Origin of the sequence: Pseudanabaena yagii GIHE-NHR1 (assembly GCF_012863495.1) — a bacterium.
Classification (GTDB): domain Bacteria; phylum Cyanobacteriota; class Cyanobacteriia; order Pseudanabaenales; family Pseudanabaenaceae; genus Pseudanabaena; species Pseudanabaena yagii.
In genome coordinates this window covers 1,774,586-1,792,196 of record NZ_JAAVJL010000001.1, presented here as the reverse complement: position 1 = coordinate 1,792,196, position 17,611 = coordinate 1,774,586, and the positions used below count along the sequence as shown (strand labels likewise).

Genomic DNA, 17,611 nt, shown 5'->3' with positions numbered 1-17,611 from the left:
TCTTTCCTTTTTAGTTCAAGATTGTCTAAAAGGATTGCTGTAGTCACAAAATCAAAATATTTGCAACTTTTACAACTTGCTTGGGTAATATATTTCAGTCAGGTTGGTAGAAACTTTTATGTCCGACTCTAAGCAAAGCCGCAAACTCAATCGTTTTTTTGCCGAATTTCTCGCCAAGATTAGAAAATGGTTAAATAAAATCGGCAGCCCAATTCGGATTAGTCGTCGCTTTATTCGTCTATTGCTCAATGGCAGTAGTGGCAAAAAACGTAAAGCGGGCGGTTTCATCTTGCCAACTGTGACCATGGTGACTCTAGTTACCACCTTGCTGGTGGTATCGACAGTTGCGCGATCAACTGATCGCGCTCGCGAAGCATCAAACACTAGAGTCGAACAAGTTTATCGCAGCGCTAATACCGCCATTCTTGATCGCGCTAGGGCAAAAATTAGCGCGCTCCTCGAAGATCCCACACTCCCCGGCGGTACTCCACCTGAATCTTCACTCTATCAGGCAATTACTCAGGACAATGGTAACTACACCTTTGCCGATGAGGTACGTTTGCAACTTGCCGACCCCGCAGCAAACGCATCTAGTACTGCGGTTGACTGGTTCCCATTGGGAACATCCCTCCTTTCTAATAATGATGTTGTCAGTACTGCTTGGAAGTTCCCAGTTGACACTGATAGCAATGGCAAATATGACTCCTTTGCTATTTACAGCATTCTCTTCCGTTCCACACCACGCGATAGCGTTACTAACCTCAATACTCGTGCAGTAAGCCCGATCGAAGTCCGCACTCCTCCAATGGATAATGGGGTTTTAAGTGGTGCTTGTGTGAGTGCTGCTACCACTGGAGCTAGTACCACTGAAGGTTGGGTCACAACATCGGATAATATTCTCAAAAAGAGTTTCTTTGTTTATGCGCTTACAGTTCCAATTACAACACCGCTTAACGATGCCAGTAGTCCATTAACGGTAGCAGAACAATCAAGTGGTAACTTTGAAGTCTATAGTGGTAATCCCTCTTTTAGTGCTCTCGAATTGCAACAAGACCGTGGACGATCGCCTCAAAATAACAACGCGGTCTGGTTTGAAGGCGACTTGGAATTATCCCGTGCTGCTCAGTTTGACTTAAATGGTAGAATCTACACCGCAGGCAACCTCATGCTAGCGGTTGAAACCACTCCCATCCGTCTGTTTCAGGTTAGTAGCCCCTTCTCCTGCTATTACAAGGAAGAAAATAGCAAAATCATCGTAGGAGGCAATCTTGTTGAAGGTGATGCACTAGTTAGTGACAACTCCCTCAGTAATGATACTGCCAATGGAAATATTTCTACAGTTGCAGTACACTTGTTCCGAGGATCGGGGGTAGATCCTACTGGTGGTAATGCAAGTACGCTCATTGGTACGAATACTGGTTCTGGACTGGGACAAATCAAACTAGTCAATAATACGACGCAAAGCTTAGCAGATAATGATTCAAATCGTGGGCGTGATGTAGCTTTTAATGACTTTGCTTATAATGTCCGAGTGCAGAAGCTAGTTGACTTGGCAGATGCCACATTTTCCTCAACAGCTAATGTCGTTACGGCTGGGTTATCCTCATACGCAACAATTACAGACAAAAATGTTCTCACCAACGATCCCCTCTCTGTCAAGTTAGATATTGTTTCCCGTATTAAGGATGAAGGCTTAACTACACAGGCTGACTTTAGAACGGCTCGTCTAAAAGCTCTAGATGCCTATTTCAGACTAAGGACTCGTAAAGTTCCATTTAGAGAAGTTCCATATGGAGCTGCGACTAGTGTTATCTATGGCGGAATCACACCAACCCTTACTAATATTACGACAACTAGTGGAAATGAATGGCAGCCTCCTTTGGAATGGATGATTCCGGCCTATACCAATACCACTACAATTACCTCAACAACACAAGCAGATATTGACGCTGGCAAGGCTTTACGTAGAGGATCTTCTAATGCAACACCAGCCTCCCCCCAAAGCCCTGTCATCAAAATTGGAGACTTGACCTTAGCTCAAACTACGGCTGCATCAATTGCTGCTCTTCCTGCAACCAAGCCCGAAGATGAGAAAGTTAATTATGAGCAGTTCTTAGGCGATCGCGTTTTAGTGGGGAATAACCTACCTGCGTTGTGGCTCAAGAATGATAGTGGCATCAATCGCTATGTTGCAAATACTGAGCCTTACTACCTCACGACTGATAGTTCCGTTTTTTGGAATGGAACTGAAACTGCGGCAGCTACTCCCAATTCTGCTCGGTATCGTTTTACTCAAGCCAGTTCACTCAAGTCTTTGGGGGTATCTGATCGTGGTGGTTTCTGGGAACTCAATGCTGCTGATAACCCTGGAGTTGATGCTACTGGTAAATCTACTCCTACCGCAGTACCCGTTAGTGGTGGACTTAGAGTAGTTACTGGTGCTGGGGTCTACAGCCGCAAACCAACTCAAACATTTTTACCCGCACCACCTGCTCTTCTCGATAATCCCGTTACTGCTAATGACACAGCTGAACCCGATCCTCGTTACAGATTGAATGAGTCGAATTTCACTGTGGTGTGGAGTGATGCGATGCCCATGACTGGCTCCGTGAAGTTGGACACTTCCGTTACTCCAAATGTCTACCGCCCTTGGAACTGGACAGCAGGTCGCTGGGCTAATAGTTCAGATGCAGCAACTGTAACTATCGATGCTCTTGGTAATACTGCGTCTAATCCTGATAATCGTCAGGGTGATTTACAGATGCGAGCAACTGCGGTCTATCACTACAAAACCTCAACCTATGACCCATCTGCTCCTGCTACCTATCAAACACCGATCGCCTGTGTCAGTAGCTACTACGATCCAACTAACTCTGTAACTGCTCTCGATAAAATCACTCAAGGTACTTCTGGAGGGCGCTCGAATAATGGATATGCCTATCCAGTAGGTACTACTGCTGCTGGCATCACTAGTGGAATTACGTTTAATAGTTCCACTGGATTATTTACAGTAGCAACTGGTGGAGATGATCCTTCTTCAACCTCTGCTTCTTTAGCAGCACGATTGTCCTATCAAGCTAACTTGATGTTCCCCAATGGCAGATTTGTGAATGAGCCTTTGCGGAATGCGTTGATTAAGGTTGCTGCAAGCCAAACACTGACATTGCAAGATCAGTCCGCTATGGACTCAACACTTTGCTCCTTACAGATCCTTGATGGAACTCTCTCAAGGAGTACATCGGCTTTCCCAAACTTTGCCGTTAAGGAAGCTGCATTCTTGGACGGTCGCGAAGTCAAGGCTCTCAATCAAGATGAATCCTTGACAGGTTCACGTCCCGATCTCTATGACCTCGAAATAGAACAGCGACAACCGCTAGAGATTCGGGTGACAGATCTGGATATGGACATCCTGCGAGGGCAAACTATCTCTGGCACTACTAACAATAGCTCTAATGGTTTGGCTACTGATTATTTACTGCCCTATAGTGGTGTTGTCTATGCAACTCGTGATGATGCATTACCAGATCTAAGCTATTTTTCTGGCAATCCCACAAAGATGAGCGACAGAAAATCACTTAGTTCGACTGATTTTGTTCTTGATCCAACACGCCGCCCTAATGGAATTCGTCTGGTTAATGGGCAGCGTCTCTGGCGTGGTACAGGAACCGCACAACCAAACTACAGCACAGCAACTCAAGGCGAAAAGGGCTTGATTTTAGTCTCTAATGAGCCTGTATATGTCAAGGGTGACTTTAATCTACATACAAAAGAGGAATTTACAACAGCGCTAGCTTCGGATTGGAGTAACTTCTATACAAGGGCTGCAAGCACACTTGATCCTAACTTTGCCTATCGTCCGGGACAGGCTCTAGCGACTGCTGGTGATGAATGGCGACCTGCGACCGTAATCTCTGATGGTATTACGGTACAGTCTGGTAGCTTTAACGACGGATATCGCAATCTAGGTGACTATGACCTTCGTAACAATCGCAATACATCAACTACTGTTGGTTGGGAAAATCGGAGCTTAACGACTAAATTAACCAGTCAAACCGTTGGTTTGGGTAGTAGCGCTTTGGCGGAACGTCAAGATTTCCCTGTGATCAAACGCCTCAGTATGGGCTTCTTGAACAATAATTTTGTCACTAGCTCGAACTGGCTGCCTGATGCTACTGTGGCAGATGCAATCTCCAATCCTAGTATGAGTACTGGGTTCCCCGACTATACAGAGATGGGTGGTGCAAGTACTGCATCTGATGTCAGTTCAAATCTCTGGGTAGGTAATACATCGACGGCTAATAGTTCCTTATCAAATAGTTATCTATCCAATGGAGTTACGCCTGTACAGCGCCGCGTGATTTTTGGGGAATATGGCATGGAGATATGCCGTAAGGTTCCTGCGTCGGAATGTACTTTTAGTGATTGGGTTAAGGATGGAGCAGGTACTACAGCTCTAGCGAATGCTGCTGGAACCGCGGCAACGCCGACTACTGCGCCTCGATATATTGATCCTGCGGATGAGCGTTTCCCTCGTCGTCTCTCATTCTTGCGCTATGACGATATCTATAAGGATGGTAACGAAGCGCTAATTATGGCGGCAGGTGCTTGTCCTGCCCTAAATAACTGGTGGCCGATGCCTATCGGGGTTGTCCGAGGCAATGCCTCTGCAACCGCAGCAACCGCATCTACTGCTGGTTATACCTATCCTAAGGTTCTAGGTGGACTCATCACGCCTTTTAGTAATGCGAACTCTTCAGCATATGGTAATGTCGGTTGCCCTGCGGCGAAACCTATAATCGGGTTTGAGAGGGCTACCGATATTCAAGATGCTGAGGGCAGAAGAATTTATAATTTGCCCCAGTTTCCTGCTGATAATGCTGCTGGCGATCCTCTCATTGCAGTTGCAGCAACAGGACTTGGTAGTAAAACTAATGGAGATTTCCAAAATCCACCTCTGCGACAAGGCGACAATATCCCAACTGCTTATCCTGCAGCGACTACGCTAAATACAACAGCCTCCGACTATGTGAAGACTGCTGCCTATGCCCCGATCGCTACTAGTGGCAACCTCCCAGCACCTTTCTTTGATAATCGTCCATCTACCAATGCTGTTGGTGCGAATCCAACTCCATCGTGGCAGGCTCCTTCTACTCCCTATCGAAATGTTGTCCGTCAGTTTCCTCTTGCTACTGGTGGAACATCTAATGAAACTACAGGTAGTAATGTCAATCCCAATGATGGAGAAGGAAATACAGCATCTAATCCTCCAAGCAACCTGACATTTAGCAATAACGCAGTTTATCGTCCATATACCTTTGCAGTTGTGGTTACTAACCCTAATACTGCGAATAACTACGCCAATCTTTCAGCTACTAATCCAATGACTGTAGAAATCTCTACAGAAGATCCTCTACTTACTACCTTACCCACAGCAGCAAATTCTGCCAATGGTAAATCTCAACGGGCGAAACGGGGAGCATATCTCGGTACGGGCGCAACAGGATTGCTACCTCAAGTCAAAAATACTCGTTCGGCTGGAGCTAACTTCAATCCGCCTTTTACAGCTTTAAATGGAATTGGTGATGAAGAGAATCCACCTTCTGATCGCAGTGAAACCTCTGGCGTAGACTATCTCTCGACAATCTATAAATGGAACGGCACAACTTGGGTTCCTGCGGACTACGCTAGCACCATTGCCACGCCTCCTAGTACAGGTGTTGCAGGCGCAACACAGGTACTCAAGTTCCCTGATGCCACAAATCCACATTGTACAGCGACGACTCTTGCCGCTGGTAGCTGCTGGCAATGGGTTACCGTCTTGGTTGTACGAGACAGTGCTGATGAGGAACAAGAAAGATTCCGCGTTAAGCTTGCAAATCCGAATACTGCGGTCACAGGTGCAACCTTAAGAACTACAACTGCTAATACAGCTACAAATAGCACCTACGATTATCGTTGGGTTGTCATTGATAATGACGATACTCCTACCGCATTTGGTACTGCAACACCAACACCAACACCAACACCAACACCGACACCAATCCCAACACCGACACCAACACCAAAACCCGTCACCCCAACACCAGTACCTACACCTACACCTACACCTACACCAGTACCTACACCTACACCGAAGCCAACACCAACGCCAGCACCAACGCCAGTACCTACACCTACACCAATCCCAACACCGACACCAACACCAAAACCCGTCACCCCAACACCAGTACCTACACCTACACCTACACCGAAGCCAACACCAACACCAACGCCAACACCAGTACCAATTGGTCCTGGAACTTTATTCCCACCCAAGACATTTAGTCATGGTCGTTTACCATTCTCGGCAATCATGCCACGCATACCTACGTCAGGTTCGATAGCTGCTGCCTATCCCGCCGCACCTGTGGGTGGAACTAACTATCCTTTCCCTTCTTTCCCTGCAAATAGTTACTCATTTACTCCCGGTTCTAACATCAATAGCGTTTGGGGTGTGCCTACGGCTAGTCAATTCCCTGACATTGCACCTGCTCAAGCTCCTTTGCTGCCTTCTGGTACTACTGGCTATAATGCTAATACTGAGAACGGACAAATTCCGATGCTCCCTGGTATGGAAGATTTAATTCCTCAAAGGGTAGCGCGATCGCTATGGTATAGAACGACTACTGCAAATAATCAACCAACAGGCGATAGTGCCGATGTGGAATATGGTAAGTCTAAAGACTTATTTATCTACAACACTAGCTATGACTCAACCGTAGCCAATCCCGCAGCATCAGGTGCTACATTCAATACCAATCAGCCTGCGCCATTAATCCTGCCCTCGACAGTTTGTATTGATACAGCAACAGGTTTAGTTGACAAAACCTGTGCTAGCACTCCAAGTACGACTATTACTACTGCAAATGCCTCATACCTCAGCCTCAATGCACCAGTCAACAATATATTCCCCAGTGGCACTAATCAACCTGCATCTTCATTTACGGTGTGCGGGGTCACTGGTAATTCCAGAAGATATCAAGCCTATGAGCAACGTGGAACTTCTTTAGGGGCTGACATTACAGGTAGTTCTTGTCCAACTACAGTGGGTAATCCACGTCAGGCGATCGTGACTTTTGCCTCTGGTTTAAGTGCAACAAACTTCACTACTGGTCAAGCCGTATCTCTAAGTGGTACTGCTCCGAATTTCACAGTGAATGCAGCTAGCAGTACTCAAGTAAATGTCCTAGATTTGACGGCAGCCAACTTCACCTCCTTACTAAATTCGACCCTCACATTAAGTGCCAATGGTAATCCCGATCCTACCTTCGTACTTCGTGCACCTAACTCTGATGTGACCATTGATGGTCTGTATGTCAAGTTGAAAGGTGTTGATCCCAATAAGGTATTTTGGCTATTCCCTAAAACTGGCCCCACGGCTCTGACAATTGGGCGATCAGCAGCAACTATTGCAAGTAGCGGTCAAAACAGTAACCCAACTGTATTAGTTGGTAACTTCATCGGTACGATGCCTGCTACTGGTGGTACAAAGGCTGACTCCACAGGGCTAAACATTGGTCCTACCTATGATGGTAAAGGAGTTGCGATTAGAAGTGCGCGATTCCTTGGCTTTAGGGCAGTTACGGTTGCTACAGCTCAATCTTCTGCGGAGTTGACTGCTGCACCTGCTTCGCCACCTGCTGCTGCTGCGATCGGTGTTGACTCTACTGCCACAATCACCGCAATGACTACGGTCGATCAACCAATTGTGGTTCCAGTTCTCCAACTGCACTCACCAATCACGGCAACAGTTCCCACAACCTCTCTCTCAACAATGCCTCAGTTAGGGTCTGTAAACAAATACACTGGTGGTATTAATGGTGTACCAACTACTACCGATGGTATTGGACAATGGACACAGAGAGCGAGTGCAACCAAGGTTAACATCTACTTCGTGGCTGGTAATACACCTTCGCGCTCCTATGTCCCCTACACCACATCAGCAACAGCGGTTTCTGCTGGAGTTCCCATCTTTACGGCTGAGACAGGTGGAGGATTACACAACTTTGTCAGATTTATGGAGAACTGGAGAGGACAGACCTTAAATATTTCAGGTGGATTCATCCAAAACACCCGAAGTGTCTTTGCTACTGCACCTTTCTCATCTACGGCTCCTTACACCAGCCTGTCATTGTCTGGATGTTATAGTGGCTTGACTTATGCAACTCGTAACACCTGTATTGAGACCAGTAGCGATATGCAGACTTGGTTTACCAATCCCAATGCAGTTAGCGATCCTCTAAGCAACTTCTCGAAGTACTACCAGTCCGCTACAGTGCAATCAGTTCCTTTCTATGCACCACCAGTTAGAAAATGGGGATTTGATGTTGGCTTGCTAGTACAACAGCCTGACTTGTTTGCACAACGATTCTCGCAAGCATTGCCTAATCCCAATGAGTTCTTTAGAGAAGCACCTAAAACCGATCCTTGGGTACAAACAATGCTCTGTGCCTTGCAACCTGCACCAGCATCGCTTAATACAAATAATCCTGCAACCTCTAGCGATCCTAAGGCAATTAACTCAGGCTACGCACAACGATTAGGTACAAAACCACCAAACTACACAGCCTATGCTTTAGGTAAGAATGAAAGGGCTTCTGCGGGTTGCACAGCAACATCTCCATCCTTGACTTATAATCCTGCTAGCTAGTAATGATTGTTAAAGATGCTATTTTTACAAAGTTTGTAGAAATAGCATCTTTGCAATTTTTAGGAAATATTTGGGTAATACTTTATTAGCGTAGAATCTAAGGCAAATTTGACAGACTGGTATTAACTACTCCTCATTTAAGGTGATCCACTATGCGAAAAATAAATACTCGTTTATTCCTGATCAAGTATTTAATGTCGAATCAATCAGGGTTTTCGCTACTAGAAGCGTTGATGGCTGTAGTGGTGGTCAGTATTCTCATGACTGCAATTTTGCCGATGATCGTTTTGTCAACAGCAACGAGAGTCAATTCAAGACGAGTTGACTTAGCTACTCAAGCTGCTCGTGGTTATATTGATGGGGTACGTTCTGGTGCAATCAACATTATTGATCCAACACCCGCTTTCCCAACAGTATTCATTAACAACAATAGTGTAGACTCTGCACGCAATCAGTATTTTCAAAGTGTAGCTGCACCAAGTAGTTCTAATATTGCGAGTTTGAATGGGATTCAAGGAATCAAGGTTGATACTAATAGCAATGGCTTCAGCGTTACTGATTCACAAGACTTAGTGGTTCAACCAATGAGAACTGGTGGTTCAGATTTGGCAACACAAGGTTTTTATATGCAGGTACGAGTATATCGGGCTGATGCATTTACACAGGACAGTTCAGGTAATTTGAATGGAATTCAATCAGGGCTAACATTGCAAACTGGCAACAATGAGGCTCTTTGTCCAAATGGTCGCAGAGTTATTACTAGTACAGGTGGCGGAAAAGATTGTCCTTTAGTAGTGATGAAGGTTGATATTAATCCATCGACAAGTACGATGAGCCAGATTAAGAGTCGTTTATAAATATGACTACTGTATTTAAGCCTGTATATGTAAGCGTAAGCTTTTCTGGAATATCTTTAATCATAACTTCTATCCTAATTCTCCCGTACTGCCATGATATTCTCAATTCACAAACTATTCAGGACTAATCGTTCTCATCAGAAATTCCAACGCGATCGCTTTGGACGATTGATGTTTGAGTTAAAGATATTTTTTAAACGCTTGATTGCTAGGTTATTTGCAGTAGGTGATCGCATGAGTGCGAGGGTAAAAGGTTTTACTTTAATCGAACTGCTGATGTCGATGTTAATAGCATCGGTAATTATCAGTACTTTGCTTGCCTTTACGGTCAACATTATGGAAACTGATCGCAAAGAACAAGCAAAAGTAGAATCGCAGTCGGACGTACAAGCTGCCCTCAACTATATTGCTGATGATATGCAGGAAGCTGTCTATATCTATGATGCTGACAGCTTAAATACGGTTAGCCCAAATGGTATCCAAGATCAACTTCCAACTTTTACCAGCAGCACCCCTATTTTAGTGTTCTGGAAACGAAAGTACTATGCTCCTACAGATGATGTGTATGTAAATGCAGGAAAAACAATCACAAAAAAAGTAGGGTGTTTGGAGTATGGCACAACTACAACTAATGGAACATGTGACCCTAATGCGCCAATTGGTTCTGGACGATATGCTTATTCTCTGGTTGCATACTATGTGATGTATGGCTCAGACTCAAACTTCTCAAATGCAGTAAGATTAGGTCGATGGGAACTAAATGATGGCATCCGTTCATCTTGCCAATCGAGTGATATTACTACCTGTAGTGATCCAAAACCATATGCTCGGATCGATGTTACACCACCAACAGCGATCGCAGGCTCTAGTATGGTCAACTATTGGTCTGTTCCCGATCAAGGTTTTGCACCATTTGCATCTACTGGTGGTACGGTAGATGCCCTGATGAATAAGTGGACTAGAGCTACTGCTGGTTTTGCATCTACTAATACGCCAACGGTTTTGATTGATTACCTTGATGACTCGCCTTACTCTGCTGATCAAGATGATGGAACTTTAGGCAGCAATACACCAGCAGGCAATCCAGCAGTTGTTATTCCAATCAGAGCAAATGTCGCAGGCACTCCTTCAACTAATCCTGACTGCTACAAAGAAGATGTTGGTACTGGCAATGGTGGTTCGATTAATACCGCTGCTTCCTTAAGAGTTCCTAGTACTTTTACTGGTATTCCTAGTAGTTTTTATGTATGCGTGAACCCAACTCAAAACGTTGCAAGAATCTATTTAAGGGGAAATACACTTGCAAGATTGAGACCTAACCAAACTGAAAGTCAAAGAAGGGTTTTTGATTCTACATATCTGTCAACGGGTAATATTAGAGCATTTGGTCGCGGCAGGGTCTACACTCAGTAGCCTTGATGAAGTCTGTCATGTTGCCACAGGTCAAATGACAGACTTTAATTCTTGTAGCATTAGATCTTTAAGGAGGTATGCAAATGCTGTGGCTATCTAAAAAGCGAAATAATCAAAAATTATTACGGTGGATATTATTACGAAATCGCGATCACGGATTTACGTTGATTGAGGTTCTAGTTGTTATGGTGATTGTCGGTGTCTTATCGGCGATCGTTGCTCCTGGATGGCTGGGTTTTGTAAATAACAATCGACTCAGCGCTTCTCAAAGCCGCGTATTTAGCACAATAAAAGATGCTCAAGCTGTAGCTAAGCGCAGTGGTACTACAGTTGATTTTAAAATTGGCAATGACCCTACTAATGGGGCTTATGTAGTAACTAGTAGATCACAAGCTCAATATTTAGAGCAAGGCGTACAGGTTCTATCGGTTACAAAAAGTGGTACATCATGCAGTCTTTCTTCTACAATCCCATTAACAATTACATTTAGCGCCCAAGGAGTCCCCACCACTGTCAATAATTGTTCTAATTTTACTGATTATCCACTTAAAATCACTTTAAATGTTGCTAATACTCCTAATCGTAAAAGATGCACCTCAATAACTACGATTCTAGGTTCTATGAAATCAGGAGCAGATACTGATTGTCCTTAATAAATATTTTAGGTACAAATATTTTAGATACAAATAAACTGATAATTTGTTAAACTGCCAATTGTCAGATAATTGCATCTAAAAATCACAAAATACTATGTTGTGGGCTATAAGAAGATATCGCCAAAGGAAACGCGATCGCTATAGTAAAAATCTTGGTTTTACACTGATTGAAATCTTAGTAGTTCTGACTATCATTAGTGTCCTTGCGGCGATCGCTGCGCCATCATGGTTAGGCTTTGTTAGCAATCAAAGATTAAACGCTGCCCAAAGTCGAGCCTATAGCGTGATGCGCTTAGCTCAGAGCAATGCCAAACGTAGCAACACTATGTGGCAAGCAACTTTTAGAAATACGCCCAATGTTTCCCAATATGCTGTGCACCAAGCACCTACTTCAACGACCAATCAAGCTTACTGGGATAGTCTACCTTGGCAAAATTTTGATGATGGGGTGCGAATTGTTGATGATACAGAACCCCAGCCACGGACAACCTTAACAAAGCTGACGGCAATTCCTGAACCTGATGTATATCGTGTGCAGTTTACATCTCAGGGGAATCCTAATGGTCTTGGGGAATTAGGTCGCATTACCTTTGCTGCAAGAATTGGCGATCGCAAAAAATGTGTGATTATTTCCACCTTACTCGGTTCATTACGCCAAGCTGAAAGTTCAGGATGCAATCAGACTTAGAGCTAAAGAAAGAGATAAAGACATCACTAAGTGATGTCTTTATCTCTTTCTGGGCTTAGGAATAACTGTTTCAATGGGTAAGTCTTCACTGAGTAAATAAGTAACTGCTTTTTCACTGAGGAGCATGGCTTTGGAAAGCAGTGATCGCGCAGTGCTATATTCAGGCAAATACAGTTTCAGGATTTTGTGTTTAATTAAGGGGGATTGAAGCGCAAATTTACCTCTAGCATTACGCCATTCAGCATCGGAGCGACAAAATAGGCGCAGGGCTAGATCCACTGTGGGTTGTCGGCAATTGATATCGTCATTATTTAAAAAAGTATAGAGTCTTTCATAGCGACGACTGATTTCGGGAGCAAGACAGAGAATCAGTAAATCACGCTCAAAATGACCTAGCTCAAGGCGATCGCATAGGGTGGGAATCGCTAAGCTAATATTTTGATGACGACTTGCCTCAAGGCGATCGCCATAGCGTCCGAGGGGATGCTGATTTTGAGGAGTTTGTGGCGGAACAAGGCTGCCGCCTTTGGAAGGATCGATCGCCATAAAGCCTTTCCACCAATGACTGGTCGAGCGATCGACGGGTGACTTGGCAACGCGATCAATTTCTTGATTGCTCTGACGTTGTTTTGATAGCGATCGCATCAATACGCGATCGAGCCAAGCCAGTTCCGCCTTGAGATATGACCAGTTATCGGCAAAAGGCTGTGCATCAGGAAAAGTGGGAACTTCACCTGTTTCCGCAATCATGCTATGCCTCGACGTAAAGTTCCACGAATGAATACACCTACGAATATACCGAAGCTCAGTAAAGCGATCGCAGTATTCAGAATGGTCATATTTCCCCAAGGTGCAGTGAAAACGACGCTATCCCATGACCATACGCTGTGGCTATAGACATAACGGATTGGCTCGATTGCCCAAGATAGGGGATTGAGGCTAGCGATCCATTGCAACCAAGTGGGCATGAAACCAAGGGGCGCGAGGGCAGTACTGGAAAACAGCAAAGGTAAATTGACTAAGAAAATAAACGCTAGCATTTCTTGGTGTCCGGGCATGGCAAAGGCAAGCCCAAGACTCAACATTGTGAAGTCCACAATTAAGAGAATTAAGATTAATGCCATTACGGCTAATCCGCTAATACTGGGAAAACCTGCTCCCATTAAGCCACTGACAGAAACGATCGCGATCGTTTGCACCATGCTCAAGGCAATGATAAAAACTGCGGAAGCGGCAATGATCGAAAATCGAGATATGAGGGGAGCAACTAAGATGCGATTGAGGAACCCAAATTCGCGATCGAACAGCATTGGCAATCCTGAGTTAAGAGCACTGCTAAAAGCAGTAAAGACAATGATCCCCGCCGCTAAAAACTGGACATAGGTTTGACCATCACCAACTAGCCCCTTAGGCAAACCACTAAACAATGCTCCAAACAAGAGTAACCACATCAGAGGTTGCAATACACCTGCGATCAATGTCGTGGGGCGGCGGCGTAGTTGAATGAATAGTCTTTTGGTTAGCGCTGAAACCTCTTGCCAAAATTCGGCGGCACTGGAATTAGGAGATTCGATTAATTCTTGGTTTGTAAGGGTTTGAGTCATAGTTTCTTCAGACAATTTAGCCACTTTAACTATGATAACTCTAATCAAATCGGTATAGGCGACGCTTCGCGTCGCCTATACTTTATAGCGTTTACCCACCTAGTGAAGTATAGGTTTGTTTCCCCGCCGAAGGCGGGGAAACAAACCTATTTACCTCGCTTGCTTGAAAAGCGCTATATACCAAAACTAAAAATGGCATAGCCATTTTTAGTTTTGAAAACCTTTACTAGGTTTGGGTTTTAATTCACGAAAGTGTGACAACACTTTCGTGAGTTGGTATTACTTATATCTGCTTCAGCTCATTGGCAAGCTTGCCTACCATGTCCTTGGCTCCACCAAAGAGCATCATTGTTTTTTGCTGATAGAACAGATCATTCTCTACGCCAGCAAAACCTGCACTCATACCGCGTTTAATCACGATCGCATTTTTAGCACGATCCACTTCCAGAATAGGCATTCCGTAAATAGGACTAGCTTGATTAGTCCGTGCCGCAGGATTAACCACATCGTTAGCACCGATAATCAAAACGACATCAGTATTCTCAAACTGTGTATTGATATCATCCATGTCATAGAGTTGCGAATAGGGAACATTTGCTTCAGCGAGTAACACATTCATATGTCCGGGCATCCGTCCTGCCACAGGATGAATCGCAAACTTCACTTCTACGCCTTTGCGTTCGAGCATATCGGACAATTCGCGGACAGCGTGCTGGGCTTGGGCAACTGCCATACCATAACCGGGGACGATGACGACCGATCGCGCATAGCCCAACATCATCGCGCATTCTTCGGGATCGATGGTTTTGACGCTCTTATTGGCATTGTCACCTGCATCACCACTAGTAGCAACGGGGGAACCAAAGCCACTAAATAGCACATTGGTGAGGGTGCGGTTCATGGCTTTGCACATGATCTGGGTGAGGATTAAACCTGATGCACCAACTAATGCGCCCGAAATAATCAACACATTGTTCATCACCACAAAACCTGCTGCACTGGCGGCAACCCCTGAAAGGGAGTTAAGCAGCGAGATCACCACGGGCATATCACCGCCACCGATGGGGATCACAAACAGCACACCGACGAGGAGGGAAACGACATTAATCCCAATGAAGCCCGCAAGATCGGCAGGATTGATAATTAAGAGGATCGAACCAAAGACAAAGGCAGCTAATAGGAGAATGTTGATAGTCTGCTGATAGGCAAAGCGAATCGGTGCACCCTTAATGATCCCCTGTAATTTAGCAAAGGCAACCATACTTCCTGTAAAGGTAATATTGCCGATGAGGATGCTGATGATAATCGATAGGTTATCGGCTAGGGCAAGGGTTTGCCCATGACTGATGACTTGCCAATATGCTCCCACGGCAACTAAAGAAGAAGCTAAACCACCTAATCCATTCAGTAACCCGACCATCTGTGGCATATCGGTCATGGCGACTTTATAGGCAATCAGCGCACCAATGACGGAACCGATCACGATCGCCACTAAAATCAAGCCATAGCTTAAAACTTGTTTATCGAGTAATGTTGCCACGACCGCCAGTAACATAGCGATCGCTCCTAGCAAATTGCCCTGACGCGCAGTGGCTGGTGATCCCATCTGTTTGAGACCGACGATAAAGAGTGAGGCTGCAACTAGGTAAGTTAACTGAATCCCAGTTGGTATGTAGTTCGAGATATTCTCTAACATCGCAATTTATGCCTCTTTCTTCTTGAACATTTGCAACATGCGATCAGTGACTAGAAAGCCGCCGACAACGTTGATGGTGGCGCAGACCACTGAGATTAGTCCGAGAACTACGGAGAGATTGGGATTTACATCGCTACCTGCGACGATGAGAGCGCCAATGACCGAGATTCCTGAAATGGCATTGGAACCTGACATTAGCGGTGTATGCAATGTTGGTGGAACCTTGTTAATTACTTCAAATCCTGCAAAGGAAGCAAGTACAAAGACAAATAGAGCGCTAATTAATGATTCATTCATAGTTTTTTGATTCCCCTTCTCCCTTAGAGAAAGGGGCTAGGAAGGGCTAGGCGGTAACTGCTAATTGTGATAGAGCATCTTTCACGCGCTGATTGAGAATTTCGCCAGCGTGGGTAATGCAAGTACTGCTGATAATGTCATCAGCAAAATCAAGATGCAGTTCGCCTTTCTTAATTAAATGGTTGAGAAGATTGAGTAAATTCTTCGCGTATTTCTGAGAAGCATGGATGGGCATCGTTGCAGGCAAATTAATTGGCGAGATGATGGTTACACCGTGGGAAATCACATCCTTTCCTGCAACCGTTCCTTCGCAATTACCACCCTGCTCACCTGCAAGATCAACGATAATCGAACCGCGCCGCATTTGCGAAATCATGGCTTCCGTCAACATCATAGGCGCTTTGCGTCCAGGGACTTGGGCAGTGGTGATCACAATATCTGCTTCCTTGATGTGTTTAGCTAAAACCACCTGAGCATGATGCTTTGCCGCCTCAGAAATCTCCTTAGCATAGCCACCTGCGGCTGTAGTATCTTCTTGCAAAATTACATCAATAAACTTTGCACCGAGGCTTTGAACTTCCTCCCGCACCGCAGGACGGATATCGTAAGCTTCGACTTGAGCGCCGAGACGACGGGCTGTAGCGATCGCCTGAAGTCCTGCCACCCCTGCACCCAAAACCACGACCTTAGCAGGCGGGATCGTGCCTGCGGCGGTGGTTAGCATCGGTAAGTATTTCGGTAAGGCGGCGGCGGCGAGGAGTACTGCCTTGTAACCTGCGATCGATGCTTGCGAAGAGAGCGCATCCATACTTTGGGCGCGACTACTGCGGGGGATCATCTCCATACTCAGAGCGGTGACTCCTTGATGGGCAAGGCGGCGAATGAGTTCGGGTCTTCCTAATGGATTGAGAAAGCCGATGGTGATTTGTCCTTGTTTGAACATACTCACTTCTTCTTCGCGGGGTGCTCCCACCTTAAGCAGAATATCTGATTCGTTAATGAGAGTGCTTTTATCGGTAATAATCTTGGCTCCTGCTTCTGTATAGGCAGAATCCGCGAAAAAGGATAATTCACCAGCATGACTCTCGACAAAGACTTCTAAACCATTTTTGGTCAAGCGACTAACAACTTCAGGAATTAGCGCGACTCTACGTTCACCAAATTCTATTTCTTTGATAACGCCTATCTTCATTCATGCACCTTAATTCACGTATGTTCAATTTCTGCACTCAACAGAACATCACATCCTTATAGATGGATTACTCTCAAATCTGTTGAAAGTGGTCATAATATAAACATTTATTTAAGGATGCTCTATGTTGGTCTAAGCGATTCTTTAGGAAATCTTTACTATCTTAACGAAAATAACGAGAAAATACTTAACTTTTATAAACAAGCGTATCAATATATAACGGGATCAACTCTTTAAAGTTTTATATATTGAGCGATCGCCTATTTCTCTATCCAAAATTTAAACAGGCGATCGCTCCTCAATTCCTTATCTTTGCGGTGAAACGCACCCTGAAAGAAATCACCAATAACTTATCCAAACTCAACAACGAAGTAGAGCATCTTGGGTTGCCTAATTTCTTTGGCTAAAAGCATACAACTTTAACAGACTTATAGGTTAGGTATACAGTAAGCGTCATCGGTTTTAGAATACTATCATGAAGAAAAAAGACTGATGAGCAGTTCGATGGATGCAAGTATT

11 protein-coding genes are annotated in these 17,611 nt (G+C 44.7%); 6 read left to right on the top strand and 5 right to left on the bottom strand.

Going from position 1 to position 17,611, the window contains the following annotated elements; genetic code table 11:
• Positions 1-118: 118 nt before the first annotated feature.
• The 5 genes from hpsA (at position 119) to HC246_RS08225 (ending at position 12,303) form a co-directional block, all read left to right on the top strand.
• Positions 119-8,689 (top strand): hormogonium polysaccharide biosynthesis protein HpsA, encoded by an 8,571-nt coding sequence (gene hpsA / locus HC246_RS08245; protein WP_169361593.1) that lies wholly within the window; start codon positions 119-121, stop codon positions 8,687-8,689.
• Positions 8,690-8,841: 152 nt separating this feature from the next.
• Positions 8,842-9,546 carry a prepilin-type N-terminal cleavage/methylation domain-containing protein gene (locus HC246_RS08240; protein WP_211167651.1) on the top strand — a complete coding sequence of 235 codons (705 nt, stop codon included), beginning with the start codon at positions 8,842-8,844 and terminating at the stop codon, positions 9,544-9,546.
• A gap of 93 nt (positions 9,547-9,639) precedes the next feature.
• The gene (gene hpsC, locus HC246_RS08235) at positions 9,640-10,959 is read left to right on the top strand and encodes a hormogonium polysaccharide secretion pseudopilin HpsC (RefSeq protein WP_169362963.1); all 1,320 of its coding nucleotides are present in this window, start codon (positions 9,640-9,642) and stop codon (positions 10,957-10,959) included.
• A gap of 83 nt (positions 10,960-11,042) precedes the next feature.
• The gene (locus HC246_RS08230) at positions 11,043-11,612 is read left to right on the top strand and encodes a pilus assembly FimT family protein (protein ID WP_169362962.1); all 570 of its coding nucleotides are present in this window, start codon (positions 11,043-11,045) and stop codon (positions 11,610-11,612) included.
• Between the two features lie 97 nt (positions 11,613-11,709).
• Positions 11,710-12,303, top strand: a complete 594-nt coding sequence (locus HC246_RS08225; protein ID WP_169362961.1) for a type II secretion system protein — start codon at positions 11,710-11,712, stop codon at positions 12,301-12,303.
• 39 nt (positions 12,304-12,342) lie between these two features.
• On the opposite strand, the gene HC246_RS08220 is transcribed toward HC246_RS08225, so the two are convergent.
• The 5 genes from HC246_RS08220 to HC246_RS08200 form a co-directional block, all read right to left on the bottom strand.
• Positions 12,343-13,053 carry a hypothetical protein gene (locus HC246_RS08220; RefSeq protein ID WP_169362960.1) on the bottom strand — a complete coding sequence of 237 codons (711 nt, stop codon included), beginning with the start codon at positions 13,051-13,053 and terminating at the stop codon, positions 12,343-12,345.
• On the bottom strand, positions 13,050-13,907 hold the full coding sequence (locus tag HC246_RS08215) for an ABC transporter permease (protein WP_169362959.1): 858 nt from the start codon (positions 13,905-13,907) through the stop codon (positions 13,050-13,052). Before HC246_RS08215 ends, HC246_RS08220 begins: the two co-directional genes overlap by 4 nt.
• Before the next feature lie 283 nt (positions 13,908-14,190).
• A complete protein-coding gene (locus HC246_RS08210) occupies positions 14,191-15,591 on the bottom strand; it encodes an NAD(P)(+) transhydrogenase (Re/Si-specific) subunit beta (RefSeq protein ID WP_169364529.1) in 1,401 nt (466 codons plus the stop codon).
• Between the two features lie 18 nt (positions 15,592-15,609).
• Positions 15,610-15,900, bottom strand: a complete 291-nt coding sequence (locus HC246_RS08205) for an NAD(P) transhydrogenase subunit alpha (RefSeq protein WP_126385158.1) — start codon at positions 15,898-15,900, stop codon at positions 15,610-15,612.
• A 46-nt stretch (positions 15,901-15,946) separates the two neighbouring features.
• Positions 15,947-17,092, bottom strand: a complete 1,146-nt coding sequence (locus HC246_RS08200) for a Re/Si-specific NAD(P)(+) transhydrogenase subunit alpha (RefSeq protein ID WP_169362958.1) — start codon at positions 17,090-17,092, stop codon at positions 15,947-15,949.
• Between the two features lie 248 nt (positions 17,093-17,340).
• Here HC246_RS08200 and HC246_RS08195 point away from each other — a divergent pair, with 248 nt between their 5' ends.
• The gene (locus HC246_RS08195; RefSeq protein WP_169362957.1) at positions 17,341-17,499 is read left to right on the top strand and encodes a hypothetical protein; all 159 of its coding nucleotides are present in this window, start codon (positions 17,341-17,343) and stop codon (positions 17,497-17,499) included.
• The last annotated feature ends 112 nt before the right edge of the window (positions 17,500-17,611 follow it).

Excerpts from the sequence above, each read along its gene's own strand:
- HC246_RS08205 (WP_126385158.1), bottom strand. The coding sequence starts at position 15,900 with ATGAATGAATCATTAATTAGCGCTCTATTTGTCTTTGTACTTGCTTCC.
- HC246_RS08240 (WP_211167651.1), top strand. The coding sequence starts at position 8,842 with ATGCGAAAAATAAATACTCGTTTATTCCTGATCAAGTATTTAATGTCG.
- hpsA (WP_169361593.1), top strand. The coding sequence starts at position 119 with ATGTCCGACTCTAAGCAAAGCCGCAAACTCAATCGTTTTTTTGCCGAA.
- hpsC (WP_169362963.1), top strand. The coding sequence starts at position 9,640 with ATGATATTCTCAATTCACAAACTATTCAGGACTAATCGTTCTCATCAG.
- HC246_RS08200 (WP_169362958.1), bottom strand. The coding sequence starts at position 17,092 with ATGAAGATAGGCGTTATCAAAGAAATAGAATTTGGTGAACGTAGAGTC.
- HC246_RS08225 (WP_169362961.1), top strand. The coding sequence starts at position 11,710 with ATGTTGTGGGCTATAAGAAGATATCGCCAAAGGAAACGCGATCGCTAT.
- HC246_RS08230 (WP_169362962.1), top strand. The coding sequence starts at position 11,043 with ATGCTGTGGCTATCTAAAAAGCGAAATAATCAAAAATTATTACGGTGG.
- HC246_RS08220 (WP_169362960.1), bottom strand. The coding sequence starts at position 13,053 with ATGATTGCGGAAACAGGTGAAGTTCCCACTTTTCCTGATGCACAGCCT.
- HC246_RS08215 (WP_169362959.1), bottom strand. The coding sequence starts at position 13,907 with ATGACTCAAACCCTTACAAACCAAGAATTAATCGAATCTCCTAATTCC.